This is a genomic window from Microcoleus sp. OTE_8_concoct_300 (assembly GCF_031383065.1).
Classification (GTDB): Bacteria; Cyanobacteriota; Cyanobacteriia; order Cyanobacteriales; family Microcoleaceae; genus Microcoleus.
Map to the genome: position 1 here is coordinate 12,719 of NZ_JANMZH010000585.1, position 17,723 is coordinate 30,441.

9 protein-coding genes are annotated in these 17,723 nt (G+C 45.0%); 3 read left to right on the forward strand and 6 right to left on the reverse strand.

Features of this window, described 5'->3' with window-relative positions; all coding sequences use genetic code 11:
• Positions 1-109 precede the first annotated feature (109 nt).
• Entirely contained in the window at positions 110-427 is a 318-nt protein-coding gene (locus ACUVJL_RS26985) for a TMEM14 family protein (protein ID WP_445248654.1), read from the forward strand.
• Positions 428-1,031: 604 nt separating this feature from the next.
• Here the strand turns inward: ACUVJL_RS26985 and ACUVJL_RS26990 are convergent.
• Positions 1,032-2,060 carry a hypothetical protein gene (locus tag ACUVJL_RS26990; RefSeq protein ID WP_445248655.1) on the reverse strand — a complete coding sequence of 343 codons (1,029 nt, stop codon included), beginning with the start codon at positions 2,058-2,060 and terminating at the stop codon, positions 1,032-1,034.
• Positions 2,061-2,245: 185 nt separating this feature from the next.
• Between ACUVJL_RS26990 and ACUVJL_RS26995 the strand changes: the two genes are divergently transcribed.
• Positions 2,246-3,658, forward strand: coding sequence for a hypothetical protein (locus ACUVJL_RS26995; protein ID WP_445248656.1), 1,413 nt, complete (start codon positions 2,246-2,248; stop codon positions 3,656-3,658).
• Between the two features lie 14 nt (positions 3,659-3,672).
• Here ACUVJL_RS26995 and ACUVJL_RS27000 read toward each other — a convergent pair whose 3' ends face one another.
• Both ACUVJL_RS27000 and ACUVJL_RS27005 read right to left on the reverse strand, forming a co-directional pair.
• A complete protein-coding gene (locus tag ACUVJL_RS27000) occupies positions 3,673-6,174 on the reverse strand; it encodes a protein kinase domain-containing protein (RefSeq protein ID WP_445248657.1) in 2,502 nt (833 codons plus the stop codon).
• Positions 6,168-6,575 carry a hypothetical protein gene (locus tag ACUVJL_RS27005; protein ID WP_445248658.1) on the reverse strand — a complete coding sequence of 136 codons (408 nt, stop codon included), beginning with the start codon at positions 6,573-6,575 and terminating at the stop codon, positions 6,168-6,170. The genes ACUVJL_RS27000 and ACUVJL_RS27005 overlap by 7 nt, the downstream gene beginning before the upstream one ends.
• A 331-nt stretch (positions 6,576-6,906) precedes the next feature.
• Here ACUVJL_RS27005 and ACUVJL_RS27010 point away from each other — a divergent pair, with 331 nt between their 5' ends.
• The gene (locus tag ACUVJL_RS27010) at positions 6,907-8,151 is read left to right on the forward strand and encodes a glycosyltransferase (RefSeq protein ID WP_445248659.1); all 1,245 of its coding nucleotides are present in this window, start codon (positions 6,907-6,909) and stop codon (positions 8,149-8,151) included.
• A gap of 176 nt (positions 8,152-8,327) precedes the next feature.
• Here the strand turns inward: ACUVJL_RS27010 and ACUVJL_RS27015 are convergent, their stop codons facing one another.
• From ACUVJL_RS27015 to ACUVJL_RS27025, 3 genes are all read right to left on the reverse strand, one after another.
• Complete coding sequence (locus ACUVJL_RS27015) at positions 8,328-10,604, reverse strand: FdhF/YdeP family oxidoreductase (RefSeq protein ID WP_445248660.1); 2,277 nt, start codon at positions 10,602-10,604, stop codon at positions 8,328-8,330.
• Between the two features lie 440 nt (positions 10,605-11,044).
• Complete coding sequence (locus ACUVJL_RS27020; RefSeq protein ID WP_445248661.1) at positions 11,045-16,255, reverse strand: nSTAND1 domain-containing NTPase; 5,211 nt, start codon at positions 16,253-16,255, stop codon at positions 11,045-11,047.
• Positions 16,256-16,781: 526 nt separating this feature from the next.
• The gene (locus ACUVJL_RS27025) at positions 16,782-17,141 is read right to left on the reverse strand and encodes a hypothetical protein (RefSeq protein ID WP_445248662.1); all 360 of its coding nucleotides are present in this window, start codon (positions 17,139-17,141) and stop codon (positions 16,782-16,784) included.
• Between the last annotated feature and the right edge of the window lie 582 nt (positions 17,142-17,723).

Genomic DNA, 17,723 nt, shown 5'->3' on the forward strand with positions numbered 1-17,723 from the left:
AGTTAGATATCCTGACTGGGTTTAATAAATTTTCTAACAATTCGTGACACTAATTGCAGCTCGCGCTGTATAAATTTAGATGCAAAGAGTGAAATCTGGAGGATTAAAAATGAACTTAGGTACAGCAGCGGCGATCGGCTACGGCATTTTAACACTCGTTGGCGGCATCATGGGTTATATCAAGGCCAAAAGCCAAGCCTCGCTAATTTCGGGCCTGATTAGCGGTTCGCTGCTAATTTTTGCCGGCATCGCGCAACTCATGGGACAAAGTTGGGGTTTAACATTAGCAGCAGCCATCTCCGCTGTTTTGGTAATAGTCTTTATTTTACGGCTTGTAAAAACTCGCAAATTCATGCCAGCCGGGATGCTCATTTTAGCTAGTTTGGCATCTTTCGGCGCGATCGTTTACGAAATCAGCGGTCAATAAATTTGATATTTGAGATGTGAGAGTTTAAATTTTAGATTTTAGATTGACTTCACAGCTTTTACTGGGAGCTTGAACTAAAGTCTAAGCTTTTTTCTCTCCACGACTTATACCAATTCTAAAAAGTAGGGAGACATATATATAGCCTTTCGAGCGAAAGATGAGGTACTCATGGGCATAGGCCTCCGTGGGCATAGGGCATAGGCCTCCGTGGGCATAGGGCATACCTCACTTTTTTGAGAACCGCTATAGCCTTTCTCAGTAACATGAGGTGTTCTCGCGGGCATAGGGCTCCGTGGCCTCCGTGGGCATAGGACTCGCCCCCATACCTCACCACGCGATCGAACCGCTATAGATTGTACGCTACCATCTGTAGGGACTTAGGCTTGGCCGTTTCCGGGGCTGGTTTCGGCGACTTTTAATAATTGGTATAATATCAATTCCGGCCTGCTGGAATGATATCAAATCCGCGCTTCGAAAGTCTGGCGTAAAGTCGAATCCCGAGGCCAACAAATAATTCGCGCAATTTTCATTTTTTTGATTCACAGTCAACAGTCAACAGTCAACAGTCAACAGTCAACAATTACCAACTACCAATTACCAATGACTAATGACTGATGAGTGCTTCAATATACTGCTGAATTTCCCTGAGTTGCTGCCGCTGGTATTCGATCCAATCTTTTTCCGCCGCTCGCTGTTGGGGCGTCTCTTGCTGATACCGCGCCTGCTTCTCTAAAAAATTATTGTAGAACCTAATCGCTTTTTCAACTGTCTGAATTGCCAGTTTCATGCGCTCCTGAAAAATTGCTAAAATCAAACTATCCATGATTGACCCAATCACTTTACAGGACTCTTCAAAATCTACCAAACTGATTCCCATCTTGCTTTTATGAACCAGAGGTTCTACAGGGGCTTTCAGCGTTTCTTTAAAAGTCTTCACAGAAGAAGAGTCAGGCAAATATTTCAGAGGTTCCGTAAACTTCGACACAATCTCGCCGCCTATTGATTGCAGTCGCTCTCTAAATCTCGATTGACTGTTGATATCGAAGCATTGAATACAAAATTCAATTGTTTCTATATCAATAGATTCTAATTCTTTAAAAATCAAATGGAGTTCATTCTCCATAATTAAAATCACTCGCTCTGCCTGGTAATCAACCTCATTCCGCAACTCTTTGTGCAAATGCTCTTTTTCATAAAAACCGAGAGTATCTCTTTGAAAGACTTGATGGTTTGTATCCCACAAAAACCACTGATTTTTCAACTTTGTAGACTTGTCGCTCCACGATCTTCGAACTTTAACAACAGCATCATATTGGGCCTGTTTTCCTAAAGAGCGAATTCTGACATCGCATCCGCTTAGTTGGCCAATTTGATCCCACACCTCAACGGTCGATGCGCGAGCAATTCTCGGCTTGCTATTCCAGACATCCTCAGCCTGAGATAAATCTTTGAAACATACCTGAAGAAACCCCTTGAGTCTGAGGGCTGATTCCTTAATTTCCTGAATACAAGGTTCCACATCTACGCTGAGTTGGGTAGCTGACTGTTTGATCTCTAGGGATTGATGTTCGTCGGCCAGCAATCGATCGCTAAACTGGGTAAGAGCCTGGAATACCTTGAGATACTCATTCATTTACTTTTATCCCTCGTTCCCCTAAATAGCATACAATACAGAACATCTGCCTTTTTGAATACCAAGTGAGTCATACCATTTTAGATTTTAGATTAAAGAATTGAAGAATTGGGAATGACTGATGACTATCGTGGTTTGGATCACGGGCTTACAGTTGCATTTTTTTTGGAAACTGGTCTGACAACATGGATTATCTATTCACCCCTGCAACTCAGGCTCTACTCAATACGGGCAACCTGGTACAGCCTACTGCCAAAACAGGAAAATTGCTCCCGGCAGCTAGAGATCCGGTGACAGGGGAGTTTGTGGAGCTGGCAAAAATCTTTTATCCATCAACAACTGGAACTAGCTCCTCGCGCACAGTTCTAGGATTGCTCGCAAAGTTAGCCGGAGGTGGCCCCGTACAGCCGCTGGTAGCTCCCGTGTACGTGACAGTGGCACCGTTGCAGCTTGCTCAAACTCATCAGGGGTTTCAAAAAATATATAGAATGCTTAACTCTCTGAAAATTAATTTGGCAGTGATGCAAGCGACTGCTGCCGTCTTTGGCCTTGGCGCTGTATCGAGCACAGTTTTGTCAGCAGTAAACCTCAACCAAGTATTAAAAATCAGAGAAGATGCAAAGCACCAGAAGCTAAAAATTAAAGGCGGGTTTATCGATCTCAGACACATCGTGAAAGATAGGGGAGTAGAGGTGATCCAGCAGATTTTTAAGGTGGCTCACGACTCTAGTTTTCAAATGCACCGTCAGAAACTGGTTAACGGTTACGATACTTTTTCTAAAGCTATCAAACGCTGTCAGTCAGCCCTGACATTGCCGGATCTTAAACTTCGGAATTCCGAAATTAATAGCGGGCGGGATATGCTGTTTGAGGCTTTAAAAATTTATGACAATCCCAGTTTGTTGGAGGGGCTGTGTTCTGCCGCACAGCTCAGGCAAAGGGAATGTGTTTGGGCGATCGAGCAGGCGATCAACGTCACGTTTCACTTGCAGCGGGCCTACGGTATGGTGAGCGATCGCCTGCTGGAACTCCAATCAAAAATTCGTCAAGATCTTCTAACTGTTGTTAAAGGATGTCAATCGGAACCCGAACTAGATTTTTTATTTCCCGAAGTTACTAGGATTCTCGGTCATGATTTAAGTGTAATAGACTTTTGGCGAACTGAGGCTGATTGGATGCAAACTTTGTCTCCAAAAGATCAGCACCAGTTAGCTAGTTTAGATAAACTCAGCGGCGAGAGTGTAAAAAGCAGCGTGTACACTACATTCACGGTATTAGCTGCGGAACCTTCACTTTATGACACTTTAAAGCAAAAGTCTCACTTTCTATCCCTGCGCGACCAGCTAATCTTCGCTGTGTCGCCGGAAAGCCGCCGGGGATACGAATTTTATGTCAGCCAGCAGGCGATCGCGACTGGCTATCAAGCTTTAGCTGCCTCGAATTGGCAAGAAATATCCGATTTAACTGTGGCTAACCTCTACTACTTTTTTCAAATCCGAGAGCACTCAACTGGAAATTCTCCAAACGAAGACGAATTAGAAACGCCTTATTGGCAGTTTCCCACAACCTTAAAAAACGAGCTTAATTACAGCAAGTAAATGACAGGTAACAATTACCTCAGCCACAACTTAATAGTACGGTCTTTAGAACCGCTAGCAATAGTTTGGCCGTCGGGACTAAAAGTTACCACATAAACTTCATCGGAATGTCCCGTCAAAGTATTCAGCAATTCTCCGGTAGCCAAATCCCAAATTTTTATAGTTTTATCCTTGCTCCCGCTGGCAATAAACTTCGCGTCCGGGCTGATAGCAACAGAGACAATATCGTCAGAATGCCCCTTAATAGAGCGAATTAAATTTCCTGTTTCGAGATTCCAGATTTTAATAGTTTCATCGTAGGAACCGCTAACAATTGTCTTGCCGTCCGGGCTAACAGCAACCGACCTCACCGCGTCGCTGTGTCCCTCAAGAGTTTTGAGCAACCTCCCCGTTGCTACATCAACAACTGTAATTTTTTTATCCTTAGAAGCGCTAATCAAACTTTTTCCATCGGGACTGAAAGCAACAGAATAAACAAAATCTGTATGGTCGGGGAAATTCTGAATCAAACTGCCAGTTGTTGCATCCGAAATCTTCGTGGTTTGGTCTCCGCTGCCACTAGCAATGAGCTGTCCGTCGGGGCTCAGAGCGACAGACCAAACAGAAGCAGTGTGGTCGAGACTGCGAATCACTTGCCCTGTTTTCAAATCCCACAGCATGACTCTCCAAAAACCGGTTCCAGTCGCCAGTCTCGTACCGTTTGAGTCAAAAGCAACGGACCAAATGGTGGATGAATCTCCTGCAAAAGTGCGGAGCGACTTGCCTGTAGCTAAATCCCAAATTTGGATGGTTTTGTCTTTAGAACCGCTGGCTAACATTAAGCCGTCTGGACTGAAAGCAACAGACCCAACGGCATCTGAATGCTGAGCGAAATTTTTGACTTTGGCGTTCTTCCACTGCAAACCTGATTGGCACTGTTGCTGTAACTCCTGAGCGGACGAATAGCTGCTGGAAGTGTTGGCAATTGTTGGTATTTGGCTGATGCAGCCTTCATAATTGCTGGCTTTATAAAGAGCTTCAATTTGATTGAACTGTTGGGATTCTTTCTGGACTCGCTGCTGCCATTCTTGCAACTTGAGATATCCGTAAACTCCGCCGATCGCAGCTAAGATAGCCGCAATTGTTGCCCCGGCGAGATAAAAATTAAACTTGCGAGTTTTTTTGGGGACAATCGCTGCTGCGCTGGATCTCGACAAATCGGTTTTTCCGTTCAGATTTACCTGGGGGGATAGGGCCGGACTTGCCTGCAATTCGAGTTGAGGGGCGCTGCTCGCTGGTGGCGGATTGGGGTTGCGGTGTCCCTCCAAAACTGTGGCGATCGCCTTGTACAATTTAGCGAATAAAGATTTAGGAATGACTAATTCTTCGATTCTGGCGGCATCTTCGTCAGTAAGCCCTAAAACTTGCTGCAAGCGTTTTAACTCCTCGCGAGTTTCCAGAGAAAAGGGATATTCTTGCTGCATTGCTTCTTGCAGTGATTGTTCGTAGCGTTCGCCTTTTTGCCTGTATTTGCGGTAAGGGTTCAATACTTCATCTTCGATCGCCTCTGCTTCTTCTGGCAGCAATTCCAAACTGATGCGCAGTTCATCTAATATTCTACGACCGACGACTGTAATGTCACCGCGGCTGCTGCTGCGCCGATCGACTTCTTCGCGATATATTGTCAGCTTGGGAATCCGCGCCCGCGAGCGATCGCCAATTTTCCTCAAATCGGCTAAAGCTTCCGTCGCCGACTGGTAACGTTCCCGAAAATCGTAGCGCACCATATTGTCCAAAACATCAGCCAGCGCTTGGGAACACGTGGCTAAATGCCGCCACACAATTTCGCCTTTATTAGAATTTTTCAAATCCCGCAGTTTCGGCAAATCGTAAGCGGGCAAACCAGTCATTGCTTGGATGCCAATCATTCCCAAAGCGTAGATATCGCTGTTAAGTTGCGGGTTGTATTGAAATTGTTCGATCGGCATATATTCCAGCGTGCCAATCCGCACCGTTACCGGCGCTTGTCTTTGAGCGATGTGAATTTCTTTCACCGAGCCAAAGTCAATCAAAACTAACTTATTGTCTGAATAGCGGCGGATTAAATTTCCCGGTTTAATATCTCGGTGAATTACTCCCTGTCCGTGTACAAACACTAAAATTTCTAACAGTTCCTTCAGCAAAGGAATCATTTTTTCTTCTGTTAGAGGTTTGCCCGGTACAATCTCGGTTGATAGCGAGTGACCGGCAACAAAGGATTCAACTAAGAAAAATTCTTCATTTTCTTCAAAATAAGCGAATAGCTGAGGGATTTGGTCGTGTTGACCGAGCTTTTCTAGAACTTCTGCTTCTTTTTGAAAAAGACGGCGCGTAGTATTAATTAATTTCGGTTCGGTGGTACCGGGACGCAGGTGCTTGACAAAGCACTGCGGTTCTCCCGGACGGCGAATATCTTTGGCCAGATAGGTTTGTCCAAACTCTCCTGTTTCTATGACTTCAATGATTTGATAGCGTCCATCTAAAAGTTGGCTCACCATGATAATAACGCAGCCTTTTTTTGGTTGATTTTCGCCAGAAACAGTTGCACTGTTGAGTCAGTTGTATAGCCTTTTTCAGGTAAATTAGGTGTTCCTGGGCCTTGGCAAAACAGGGCATTGGGCCTTGGCAAAACAGGGCATTGGGTATTCGGAATAGTTGTTTCTTTCCTTCTTCTTTCTTTCCTTATTCCGACTTCCATCGGACTTCTTCCCTCTGACTTCTTTCCTTCTGACTTCTTTCCTTCTGACTTCTGACTTCTGACTTCTGACTGAGATATTGCACCATTCTCAATTACTTGTTTAGGAACAGGCAAGATGCCTGTTCCACCAGAAAACTCATTCTTTGTGGAACGGGCATCTTGCCCGTTCTTGACAATGGTGCAACATCTCAGTTCTGACATACTTTATTTTTTCAATATCTGCAAAGCTTGATATCCCAAAAAGAAAAAACCCAAAGCGCCGACTACCACTACCCCGTTCGTAAACACATCGACTGTAAAAAATTCGCCCATGGCAATCTCCTCTGACAACTGATATCTATCCTCAGCTTTTCGGTCGCTGACCGGGTGAGTGGTCTTGCCCCTCGCTGCGGGCGAGCCGAAAGATGCTCACAAATTATAGCAAAAGAGGCGGTCAAAATAACTTTCCGGGCGATCGACTAGCTTTTTGTTTTAATATTTTTTAATATTTAGGGAGACAAATCCTGTACCGAAAATCTGAGGTCAGTTCGCTTTGATATTGTTAACCCTGCTAATTTTTTCTCTCATAGTAAGTAGAGCTTACACTAAAAATTTGCGCCGATCGGTCAAAAATGCGCCTCGAACCGAGAGAATTTCAGCCAGGCCCTCACCGGGGCCTGCCGCGCTGTTCCCCAAAGTTTCGGTAATCGTACCAGCATACAACGAAGCCGAGAATATTCGGGATTGCGCGATCGCCATTTTGGATAGTACACCGCTGTCTGTGGACAACCTAGAGGTTTTGATTGTAGACGATCGATCGACAGACGACACCCTGGCGATCGGGCAAACCCTGCAACAGCAACTCAACGACCCCCGCCTAAAAATATTAGCAGGTCAGCCGCGACCTACGAACCAATATTGGGCGGGCAAAAACTGGGCCTGCGCCCAAGCTGTTCAGGTAGCAACCGGAGACTTCTTATTATTTATCGATGCCGACGTGCGGCTAAAACCAGGGGCGATCGAAACCGCTATCGCTACAGCCGAAACCGAGAAAATAGACTTGTTCACCTGTATGCCAGCGCTGGTTTGCGAGTGTTTTGCCGAGTGGTTAGTGCAGCCGATAATGTTCAATCACTTAGCAGTTTGCTTCGACTTTACCGCCGTTAACGATCCCTCGAAAACAGACAGTGCTTTTGCCGGCGGCCCGTTCATGTTGTTTAGGCGATCGGGCTACGAAAAAATCGGCGGTCACGAAGCAGTTGCAAGCGAAATTGTTGAAGATGTGGAATTAGCTAGGCGCATCAAACGTGCGGGTTTAAAGCTCGGACTTTATTCCGGGCCAAATTTGGCATCCGTGCGGATGTATCGGTCTTGGAGCGCCTTGTGGGAAGGCTGGACAAAGAATCTGTATCTCGGCGCTAACCGCAGTTGGGGCATGATGGTTTACATGGCCGCAATTATGTTATTTCTTTATCCTATGCCATGGTTAGCCTTAGCTATTTTGCTGGCTAACGGGGACTTCGCAGAAATTCTGGCAATCAGCAATTACCAATTACCAATTACTAATTACCAATTGCCAATTACCTTGTTAACTATTTGTTTATCCGTAATCGTAATTTGGCAGCATTACAATTTGCGCCGCTTGGGTGCCGAGATTTCTGACTGTCCGACGAAATACTGGTGGTTGGGAGGTTTGGGAGGTGCGTTAGTGGCGGCGATTGCGATCGGTTCTGCGATTAAAACCGAAACCGGTTGGGGATGGACTTGGCGAGGTAGAGCTTTGCAAATTAAGAGTTAATTAAGACTTGCATATGGGCAGGCTCTCCGGCCCACCCACAAAAAATTAACTCCTTGTGGAACAGGCATCTTGCCTGTTCTTAAAAATCATCTAAAATGTGAGTTATAGAAGAAAGAAGGAAGAAGAAATAAGGCAGAGCTAATCATAACCTCCGTTTACATCCGTTACAGAATCCGTTACCGAACTTCCGCATAAACAAAAGCAGGTACGCGCTTGTAAGCAGGCGTGCCCGATCGCTTTTCAATTTCCGGGTGAAAAATCACATTAACTTCAGGATAAAACATCAAAGCAGCACCCACGCGAACAGCCCCGTAAATCACCTCGACATTTTCCATTTTTCCCGCATTTCCCTGCACCGTAACCCGCTGATGTTCGTGCAAACCCACGCTTTCTGCATCCGCGCGGTTCATCAAAATGCAGTTGCGGTGTGGCATTCCCCGGTATTTGTCATCAATTTTGTAGACGACAGTATTATGCTGAGAATAGCTGCGTCCCGTCATCAATGCCACAACAATACCCTGTGTTGATTCCGATACTCCAAACTCTTTCGCTTCCGGTAATTTCAGCTTAGGTAAAGGCGCGACAAACATCTTCGCTTTCCCAGACTCTGTAGGGAATTTAGGTTCCGTAAAAATGCGACCGCTGATGGTGAATTCCTCTTTGGTTTCATCAATTGTCGCTATTTTTTCATAGCCCGGAATAGTTTTAGCAATCAATTGCCGAACGTATTTTGTGTCTTGAAGTTGGCGCCAATCAACGGGAAAATCGCCGTGAAGCCTGCTGGCTAATTCCGTCAAAAATTGTACCTCGGGAATCAGATCAGCATTTTTGAGATGAGTTTCACCCTCATCATTTAAACGCACAAAATTATTCCCAGATTCCACCGTTGTTTTGTGGGGATTTTCAAAGCGATTCAGTACAGGAATCACAATTGTATTGTGCTTAGCCAATCCGCTAAAATGCCCTAAATTCGGTTTAGTTGCGAGGTAAATAATAGTTTCAATTTTACCTAAAGCTTCTTTTGCCTGATTTGAATCGGGATTTGCCCCATACAAGTTGCCGCCCAGACAGATCAGCGTATCGACTTTGCCTGCATCTGCTGCTTCAATGAGCGATCGAGTGTCGTAGCCCTTAACGCGACTGAGGGGACGATCTAACAGTTTTTCGAGGGCGTCTTGGATTTCTTTTTTCAGCTTGACAGTCACGCCCATAGAGCCGAATCCTTGGACGTTTGAGTGTCCTCTCACGGGCATTAATCCAGCACCTTGTTTGCCGACATTTCCTGTCATTAAGGCAGTATTGGCAATGCTGAAAACATTATCTACACCGTTATCATGTTGGGTAATTCCCATCGCCCAACCAAAGACTACTCGCTGGGACGTGCCAATAATTCTGGCTGCTGCCTCAATTTCGGCTTGGGAAACTCCGCAGGTTTTAGTAATAGTTTCCCAAGAGGTTTCGCGGGCGTGCTGTACTACTGCTTCCCAGCCTTCTGTATGAGCTTGCAAGTATTTTTCGTCCAGCAATCCTTGTTCGATTAAAGATTTTTGCATCCCCACAAATAGCGCCGTATCGCTACCGGGGATTGGTTGCAAGTATAACGAGGAAATATCGGAACCGGGGATAAGCGACTTGACAGGAAATGCCGGAGAACCAAACTTGACTAACCCAATTTCCATGACCGGGTTAATTACAATTATTTTACCGCCTTTGTCCCGAATTTTAATCAACTCGTTCATCAAGCGAGGATGGTTGTAGGAAGAATTCGCACCCGCGAGCACGACGCAATCTGCGTGCTTCAAGTTTTCAAGACTCACTACCGAGGTGCGGGTGCCAAACATTTCGTTTAACCCGGTTGTCGAGGGAGCGTGGCAGAGATCTGAACAATCTGCTAAGTTATTGGAACCCATCGCCCGCATCATCAATTGCAACAGAAAAGCCGCTTCGTTGGAAGAACGGCCAGAACTGTAGGAGGCAACTCGTTCGGGGGTTTTGCGAAAGGCAGCTTCGGCAATTTGATAAACTTCTTCCCAAGAAATACGATCGTAATGAGACTTGCCGGCCCGCAAAATCATCGGAAAACTCAGCCTTCCCAGCCTGTCTGCTTCCATTGAATTTAATTGCTGGAGTTCTGCAATACTCTGCTGTTCAAAATAGTGAGTCGAGACAGGTGGTTTAATTTCAGCAGAGATTGCTTCCACGCTTTTCATGCACCGCTGAAGTTTTTCGCCCTCTTCATTCGTAAAACCTCCTTTCTGCCCGCCAGTGCCCCAAGAACAGGACAAACAAGCACTTTTGTGTAGCAAAGTTTTCCAAAGTTTCGGCCCTTCTGGGGACAATGTATGTTCGGCCCAATATTCTATTACGGGCAAACCGCCACCTATCTCTGGTGTTTCCTCGTTTGTCTCGCCCAATGGCGGGATTGGTTGGACTTTTTGGGAGTTGACATCCATGCGGTTTACCTTTTGTTTGAATTTATTACTAAAATTTTATCTTAAATTTACGATCGTAAAAATTAGCCACTAGATATATTTTTTAAGAGGAATTGGGAATTGGGAATTGGGAATTGGTAAATCGACTACAGGCAGATGCGTAGGGTGCGTCAGATCGGGAAAACCTGTTTAAATCGAAATAATCAATATCTGGCGCACCTTAAAAGTTGATTTAACTGAGATATTGCACTATCAATAGAGGTAAGGTGCGCGGTCCGGCGCACCCTAGGGATAGTTTCTATGTGTAAGTCCTGTTTAACTCACATCTTGCACCATTCTCAAGAACAGGCAAGATGCCTGTTCCACAAAGAGTAGAATTTTCTTGTGGAACAGGCATCTTGCCTGTTCATAAAAGCCTAATTGAGAATAGTGCAATATCTAAGGTTTAACTCACTCAAATTTTATCGCTTACTCTTATTTAACGCCTGCTTCCCAAACCCAAGACAAAGCAGTCGATCGCCCTCAGCAACATTTGGGTCATTCTGCAAATAATCTCCCAACCATTCGCAACTCCGAGCAATAATTTTATTCAGTTCAAAATTCTCCAAAGGCCACAGAATTACAGTCCTATCGCTGCTAGCAAAAGCCAGAGTTTTGCTGTCAGAACTAAAAGTAATGCTCAACACCCGATCGCTCGCTTCCAAAGTCTTAGATAGCAGCGCCTTCTTACCGTCAAAATCCCACAGTTTAACAGTATTTCCCCCACTCGCCGCCGCAATCAACTTGCCGTCGGGACTAAAACTCACACTTTCTACAGTATCGCTGTGGTAGAGTTTTTCAGTTAAATTAACCGCCTTGCCATCAAACCCCCACAAGTAAACTTTTTTGTCAGCGCAAGCAGCAGCAATAGTCTTGCCGTCTGGACTGAAACTCACATTTTTAACCCTGTCCTCGTGGTCGATAGTTTTCAGAATCTTCGCCGACGAACCGTTAAATTGCCAGAGGTAAACTCTCTTTTCTCCGGCAATTTCAAAAGCCTTTTTCTTGCCGCTTGCCTTGTCCTCAGCAGCGGTAGCAGTAGCAATAGTTTTGCCGTCGGGACTGAAGCTAACGCTAATTACTGGATTGCTGTGATCTAGTTTTGCAAGCAAAGTTGCTTGAGAACCGTTCCAGCGCCAGAGGTACAATTTGCGATCGGCACTGGCGGCGGCAATTATCTTTCCGTCTGGACTAAAACTCACGCTTTTAACAATGCCGCTGTGGCTTAGGGTATTTAACAGTTTGCCGTTTAAACTCCAGACTTTCACGGTTGTGTCATCGCTGGCAGAAGCAACAGTTTTAGAATCAGGGGAAATGCTCACCCAGGTAACAGAATCCTTGTGACCTTCTAAGGTTTTGAATAAACTGCCATTACTGCGCCAAAGTCTCACTGTTTTGTCCCCGCTAGCAGAAGCAATGGTTTTGCCGTCTGCACTAAAACTGACTTTGTAAACCCAGTCTCCGTGTCCCGATAAAATTTTATTCAACGGAGTGCTGTCCGGTTTCCAAAGTTTCACTATTTTGTCCTTACTGGCGGAAGCAATAGTGCCATCGCGGCTGAAAGTTACGGCCCTCACGTCGTCTTGATGTCCTCGGAAAGTGTTGAGCAAAGTGCCGCTGCGACTCCAAGTTTTTACCGTATCGTCTGCACTGCCGGTGACAATTTTTTCGCCGTCGCGACTGAAACTCGCGCTGACAACTTGATCGTTGTGTCCTTTGAGAGTTCTGATTTCTTCACCGTTTCGGTTCCAAATTTTGGCTGTGCTGTCGGCACTTGCTGAGACGATTTCTCGATTGTTTGGACTGAACTTAATGCTGTAAACAATGCCAGAATGCTTGGTTAATGTTTTGGGATTAATTTTAAATTTCTGGGTTTTACTTTCTCGGTTCCAAAGTTTGACAGTTTTGTCAACACTTGCTGAGGCAATTGTTTGGCCGTCGGGACTGAAACTGACGCCGAGCACCCAGTCTTTGTGTCCGGTTAAGGTTTGCAGCAATTTTTTGTTCGCAAGGTTCCAGATTTTGACGGTCTTGTCGTGACTGGCGGAAGCTAGGGTTTTGCCGTCGGGACTGAAACTGACGCTGGTGACGATATTGCGGTGGCCGGATAAAATGCCGATGGCACTTTTGTCGTTATCTACTTGCCAAATTTTAATTGTGCGATCGGCACAACCAGTAGCGATCGTTTTCCCATCAGGACTAAAACTAACACTCGTCACGATATCGCCGTGATTGAAAGTTTTTAATAACTTACCTTCTTTGCTCCACAATTTAACAGTTTTGTCAGCACTTGCCGAAGCAACTGAATTGCCGTCGGGGCTGACACTCACATCCAAAACAAACTTGCTGTGCTGCTCGAAACGGTTGCGTTCTTGCACCCCAGAAACTGCTTGTCTGAGTCTTTCAGCAATTTGATTTTTAGTATCCACAGGCAGGGCTGTACTTTTCAGAGAATCACGACCGATTTTGATAGTATTCCCCAACACTCCTAATTGATTTTTTTCATTAGAAAGCACTAAACCTTCCGACGCCGAATTTAGCGCATCAGTCCGACTTTTTTCTGCTTCTTGCCGCGCGCTTTCTGCTAATTTTGCTTGCTCGAATGCCATCGCCGAAACACCTCCGAGTACAAGCAATCCTAGAACCGCCGCCCGCAATTGCCATCTCCGACTTTGGTAAAGTTGAGCTTCCGCTTGGTGCTGTTTGTCTCTAGCTTGGCGCTGTTTTTCTCTAGCTTCCGACAGCAAAGCATCTCGCTCTCTGTCTTTGCGAATTTGTTCAATTTCATCTCGATTAATTTGATTTTGCTTTCGCAGTTCCTCGAATTCTGCATTTTTATCTAATTGCTCCTGCTGGCGGATGAAGGTAACTAAATAGTCGTGAACGAGCTGGTAAAGCTCTGCCTGCAGTTCCGTCCACCGAAAAACTAAACCAGATTTTACTAACAGTTCTAAGACTAAATCTAATTTGTCAGCTTCGGCAAATGTCGCTAAATCCGAGGCTAATTCGGCGCGGGTTTTGAGGGGACGAATCTCCTCTTCATCTGTCAGCAAATACAAAACTCGCCGCGCCGCTACTTGATTTTCCGGTCCGCAATCTTTGATAACTTCTTCGAGAAATCTTTCGACTAATTTTTGTTGCGGATTGTCGCCTAGTTCCTGATATCGAGTTAAAGTTCTAATGTCCTCTTGTTGCAGTTGAGCGCCGACAAGTTGTAGTTCGATCGGGCGAACTTCTCCCAATTCTCCAGCTAAATCTTTGACTAATTCTTCGATGAGATCCGGTTCTAAGTAAAACTGCGCTCGTTCAGTTAAAGTGCGAATTACCGATCGCGCATCGCCCAGGGAAAAATTTCCCAAATAAAACAGAATGTTTTTGCTGAGAATGTCGCCCAAAATATCATTGTTAATGAATCCTGTCTGGTTTTTGGGTCGGGAAAATTCCAGCAAATAGTGCAGGTAATCTTCCCGCAAACATAGGACGACTTTTAAATATTTGATGTTCAAGCATTCCCGCAAAAAATCAAAAAATTTCTGCCTTTGGGCTGGCTCTTTCCACACGAAAAAGAATTCTTCAAATTGATCAAATATCAGAACTGTCACTAGATGTTCGGAATTTATTTGCAGCTCGTTAATAATTGTTTCGTATTCGATATCCTCTTTTTCTATTTCTATGATTGATTCTACAGGCTGTGACTGCTCAATTTTATCCTCATTTTTCCCAGCCGAGCCGCCGTTAAATCCCGAAATAAGATTTTCCTTGACTGCGCCTGCTTCTACGGTCAAATCTACCGGAGCAGTTTCCGGTACTGCTTCGGAAATTTCCGGATCGAATATTTCAGCTTTAAGAGCAGATAACTGTCTGGTCAATTCCCGCGGCCAGTTGTTGTAAACTTGCAGCACTATCGGCAAAACAGTTCGCCTTTCTATTTTTTTTTGTTTAAGAGCTGGTACTAATCCCCCGGTGACAATTGAACTTTTGCCAACTCCAGACTGACCATAAACTACTGTCAGTTTGTCTGGGGTATTGTTCATCCTATCTATCAAACGGTTGAGGTCTTGTTCTCGGCCGGAAGCAGTAATTTCATCAGCAATAGTAGCAGCGCCAGCAACAGTTTCTGCGACGGGATTAACCGCTTCTCTGTGCGGCTGCAATTTGCCGGCTCCAATAAAAGCTCGGAACCGATACGTATGTTCCACCGCTCGATAATCTTGCTTAATTTGAAAGGCTTCGAGATATTCTCCCCGCTGAAAATAGAGCGATCGCAGCATTTCTAAAACCCGCAAATACAGTTGCGGGTTGTAGCAAGCTTCGGTTTCCGAGCGAGCCAGCTCTAAATGCGCGATCGCCTCCTGAATCTCACCCAACTGACTCTTAGCTTCTGCTAAAATCAACAGATACAAGCCTTGATGCTGCGACTTGACAGGCGTTCCCTGTCCCGTCGTTTCTAAATTTGAGTTGAGAACGTCTAGAGCGACTAAAGCCCATTTTTTCGCCCCTTGCCAGTTCTTTTGCTCTAAGGCTACTATAGCTAAAAAGCCGTAATCTTGAGCCAAATAAACTGCTGAATTTTCCATGTTTTTATGCAACCTAAGAGCTTTAATAGCTAAATTCCAGAGCGCCTCCCAATCTTCTAAATGCTGCAATACTTCGCCGAGTTGATTAATGAATATACCAACGGCATCCGACCGTCCCGCGTTTTCTAATACCTCAATACATTCCTGAAAATAATTCTTAGCTTCCGTCCAATAAGGACGGTTAGCACTGCGGTGTTGTTCTGCTTGGAAGCGGTAGCACAGCCCGATGTGAAATAGCAGAATTCCCTCTAATACCGATGCAGGGTAAACCGTAAATAACAAATCGCTAAATTCTGTTTTCCCTTCAATAAATGCTACTTGATACTTCCAAAAACTGAGACTTGTTTGATACAATTCAAGAGCAGCCGGGATGCGGTGACAAGCATATTCGTGCCGACCGCGAATAAATTGCAAACTCGCTTCAAGAGCGGGTTCTAACCTGATGTTGCAAGTTTGCAAGTCTTGGCTAGCCGACTCTAATTCACTCAAAGAATTGGCTCCGAGAATGGCAGAATTACTTAAACGCCAATTGCCCTTTTCTAAAATGTTGGAAAAAATGCGATCGGCACTTTTGCCCAGGAAATCCACCAATTCGTCTGGGCCGAGGACAAATTCAACAGTGGTCGTCCAAGTCTCGATATCTGTGACTAACCGAATCAGTTTTTTTAAAATTTTGTCTGTCACCCACAGCACCACCGGGAAGGGAAAATTATTCCGAAATTCTTCCCTCACGTAGTTAGTAGAAGTCAGCAGTCGATCGATCGCACTTACCGATTCCAATCCAAACACCATTAAAGCTGCCGGAAGGCAGGTAAGTTTGGTTTCTATCGTCGTGTAAAGAGTTTTAACAGATGGCGGGAGGACAATTTCTCGAATATCGAGACCAGACTCCTCCCGCAATTGCCGTACAGTTTCCTCTCTCATAGCACTGTAATTGCACCGCACCAAAATCAGCGAAAATTGCCCCTGAGACATTCTCAGAGCCCGGGAGAGAGTTTGCAGCGAACTTTTGTTTTGCTGTGCTGCGGTGTCTTGCTGGCAGTGCGAATTAATCATAATTAATATTTGAAAAGTTTCTCATAATAGGTGCTATCAACTGCCGACGAAATAAAGAAGGAAGTTCGGCAACGGATTCGCTTGGAGAGGATGTCACGGATGTCAGGCAGTTCGGCAACGAGCAATGTACTGGATTTAACGGATAAATATTAGACTTGAACCGAAGCCCTCCGCAAACTATCTTTAAATACATCTGCGTTCCTATGCGTTCATCTACTTTCATCTGCGGTTTCCCATCACAGCGAACAATCACATAGTTAAGTTTATTTCAGCCCGTTTTTGCGATTTCCCATCACAGCGAACAATCACCTAGTTAAGTTGATTTCAGCCTGCATACTTATTGTTTTAGCCGAATTAAAGCATACCCAAAAAAATACATACTCTGTTATTCGCCTATTCTCAGGCAAATCTACCGGATTTTAGTGAAAGTTTTACGCTCGCACAGCGATAATTATACCGAGAAAAAGAGTCGTAGCACGGGTGAGGGCGGGCGGGCCATAGCCCAAATCGCACAAATCCGATTCAGTTATTCGCAGATCCCAGAAATCCGGCATTCCCGGGTTGACTGGCCCCTCGCCGCACTGAGATAAACTACCGGCGGCGGCTCATCAATTACAGCTTGAAGATTTTGTGTCATAAATTTACTAATCTCGATATCTAAAGTAGCTGTAAAATCAGGTTCATCCCAATCCTCGCTTTCCTCAATGCTGATTGTTGTTGGTGTCGCCATATCAAAATCCAGCCCATCGCCAAAATCCGAAACTTTCTTAATAGGATCTATTTTCTGACTGGTATCAGCGGCAAAAGCTTGAGTTGTATTGGCCATTAGTAGGAGTGGCAGTGCTACTATGGCACTTATCCTTTGTCGCGCCGTGATTTTCCTCATGCTATCCTCCTGGTATAAACTAAACTTTGGTGCTGCTATAAATTCAACATCCGCCGCTACTGTCTGGCGCTGTAAGTCGCTTTGAGATTTTAGATTTTAGATTTACTCCACAGATGAATCTGAGAGCTTAGACAAGAGTCTAAAATTGTGGCCTGCTTACCACTCGTGTCGCGGGCTTGTATCCGTTTTTGAGCATAGTCATTAATTAATAGTGGCTTGTTTTTCCGCAGGATAGAACCTTATCTGTGACACTTCGTGGCAAGTTTACTTGACGGAGCATATCCGCCCAACTGTTCTTCTTTATTTTTACGACGTGAAAGCTCTTCAACAGTCAGGTTTTTCCGTTACCTTAAGTAATTCCCGAGCCTTTACGAGTGTTCATCTCAGACTCCAAGCGGTGAGAAGTTCGTGATCACACCAGTTTTCGCACCCCGCGCTGCTAGCAAGCTGATGTGTAATACCACAGCCCCGGGATATCTGTCAATACTTATATCTTAACATTTCTAAGGATCGCGAATTAAATAACTTACAATTTTAATTGTTATTGTGGGATGGGCGTCCCGCCCGTCCTTTTTGGACGGG

What these genes read in the sequence shown, in the direction of transcription:
- ACUVJL_RS26985 (WP_445248654.1), top strand. Translation starts at nt 110, where the DNA reads ATGAACTTAGGTACAGCAGCGGCGATCGGCTACGGCATTTTAACACTC.
- ACUVJL_RS26990 (WP_445248655.1), bottom strand. Translation starts at nt 2,060, where the DNA reads ATGAATGAGTATCTCAAGGTATTCCAGGCTCTTACCCAGTTTAGCGAT.
- ACUVJL_RS26995 (WP_445248656.1), top strand. Translation starts at nt 2,246, where the DNA reads ATGGATTATCTATTCACCCCTGCAACTCAGGCTCTACTCAATACGGGC.
- ACUVJL_RS27000 (WP_445248657.1), bottom strand. Translation starts at nt 6,174, where the DNA reads ATGGTGAGCCAACTTTTAGATGGACGCTATCAAATCATTGAAGTCATA.
- ACUVJL_RS27005 (WP_445248658.1), bottom strand. Translation starts at nt 6,575, where the DNA reads ATGTCAGAACTGAGATGTTGCACCATTGTCAAGAACGGGCAAGATGCC.
- ACUVJL_RS27015 (WP_445248660.1), bottom strand. Translation starts at nt 10,604, where the DNA reads ATGGATGTCAACTCCCAAAAAGTCCAACCAATCCCGCCATTGGGCGAG.
- ACUVJL_RS27020 (WP_445248661.1), bottom strand. Translation starts at nt 16,255, where the DNA reads ATGATTAATTCGCACTGCCAGCAAGACACCGCAGCACAGCAAAACAAA.
- ACUVJL_RS27025 (WP_445248662.1), bottom strand. Translation starts at nt 17,141, where the DNA reads ATGAGGAAAATCACGGCGCGACAAAGGATAAGTGCCATAGTAGCACTG.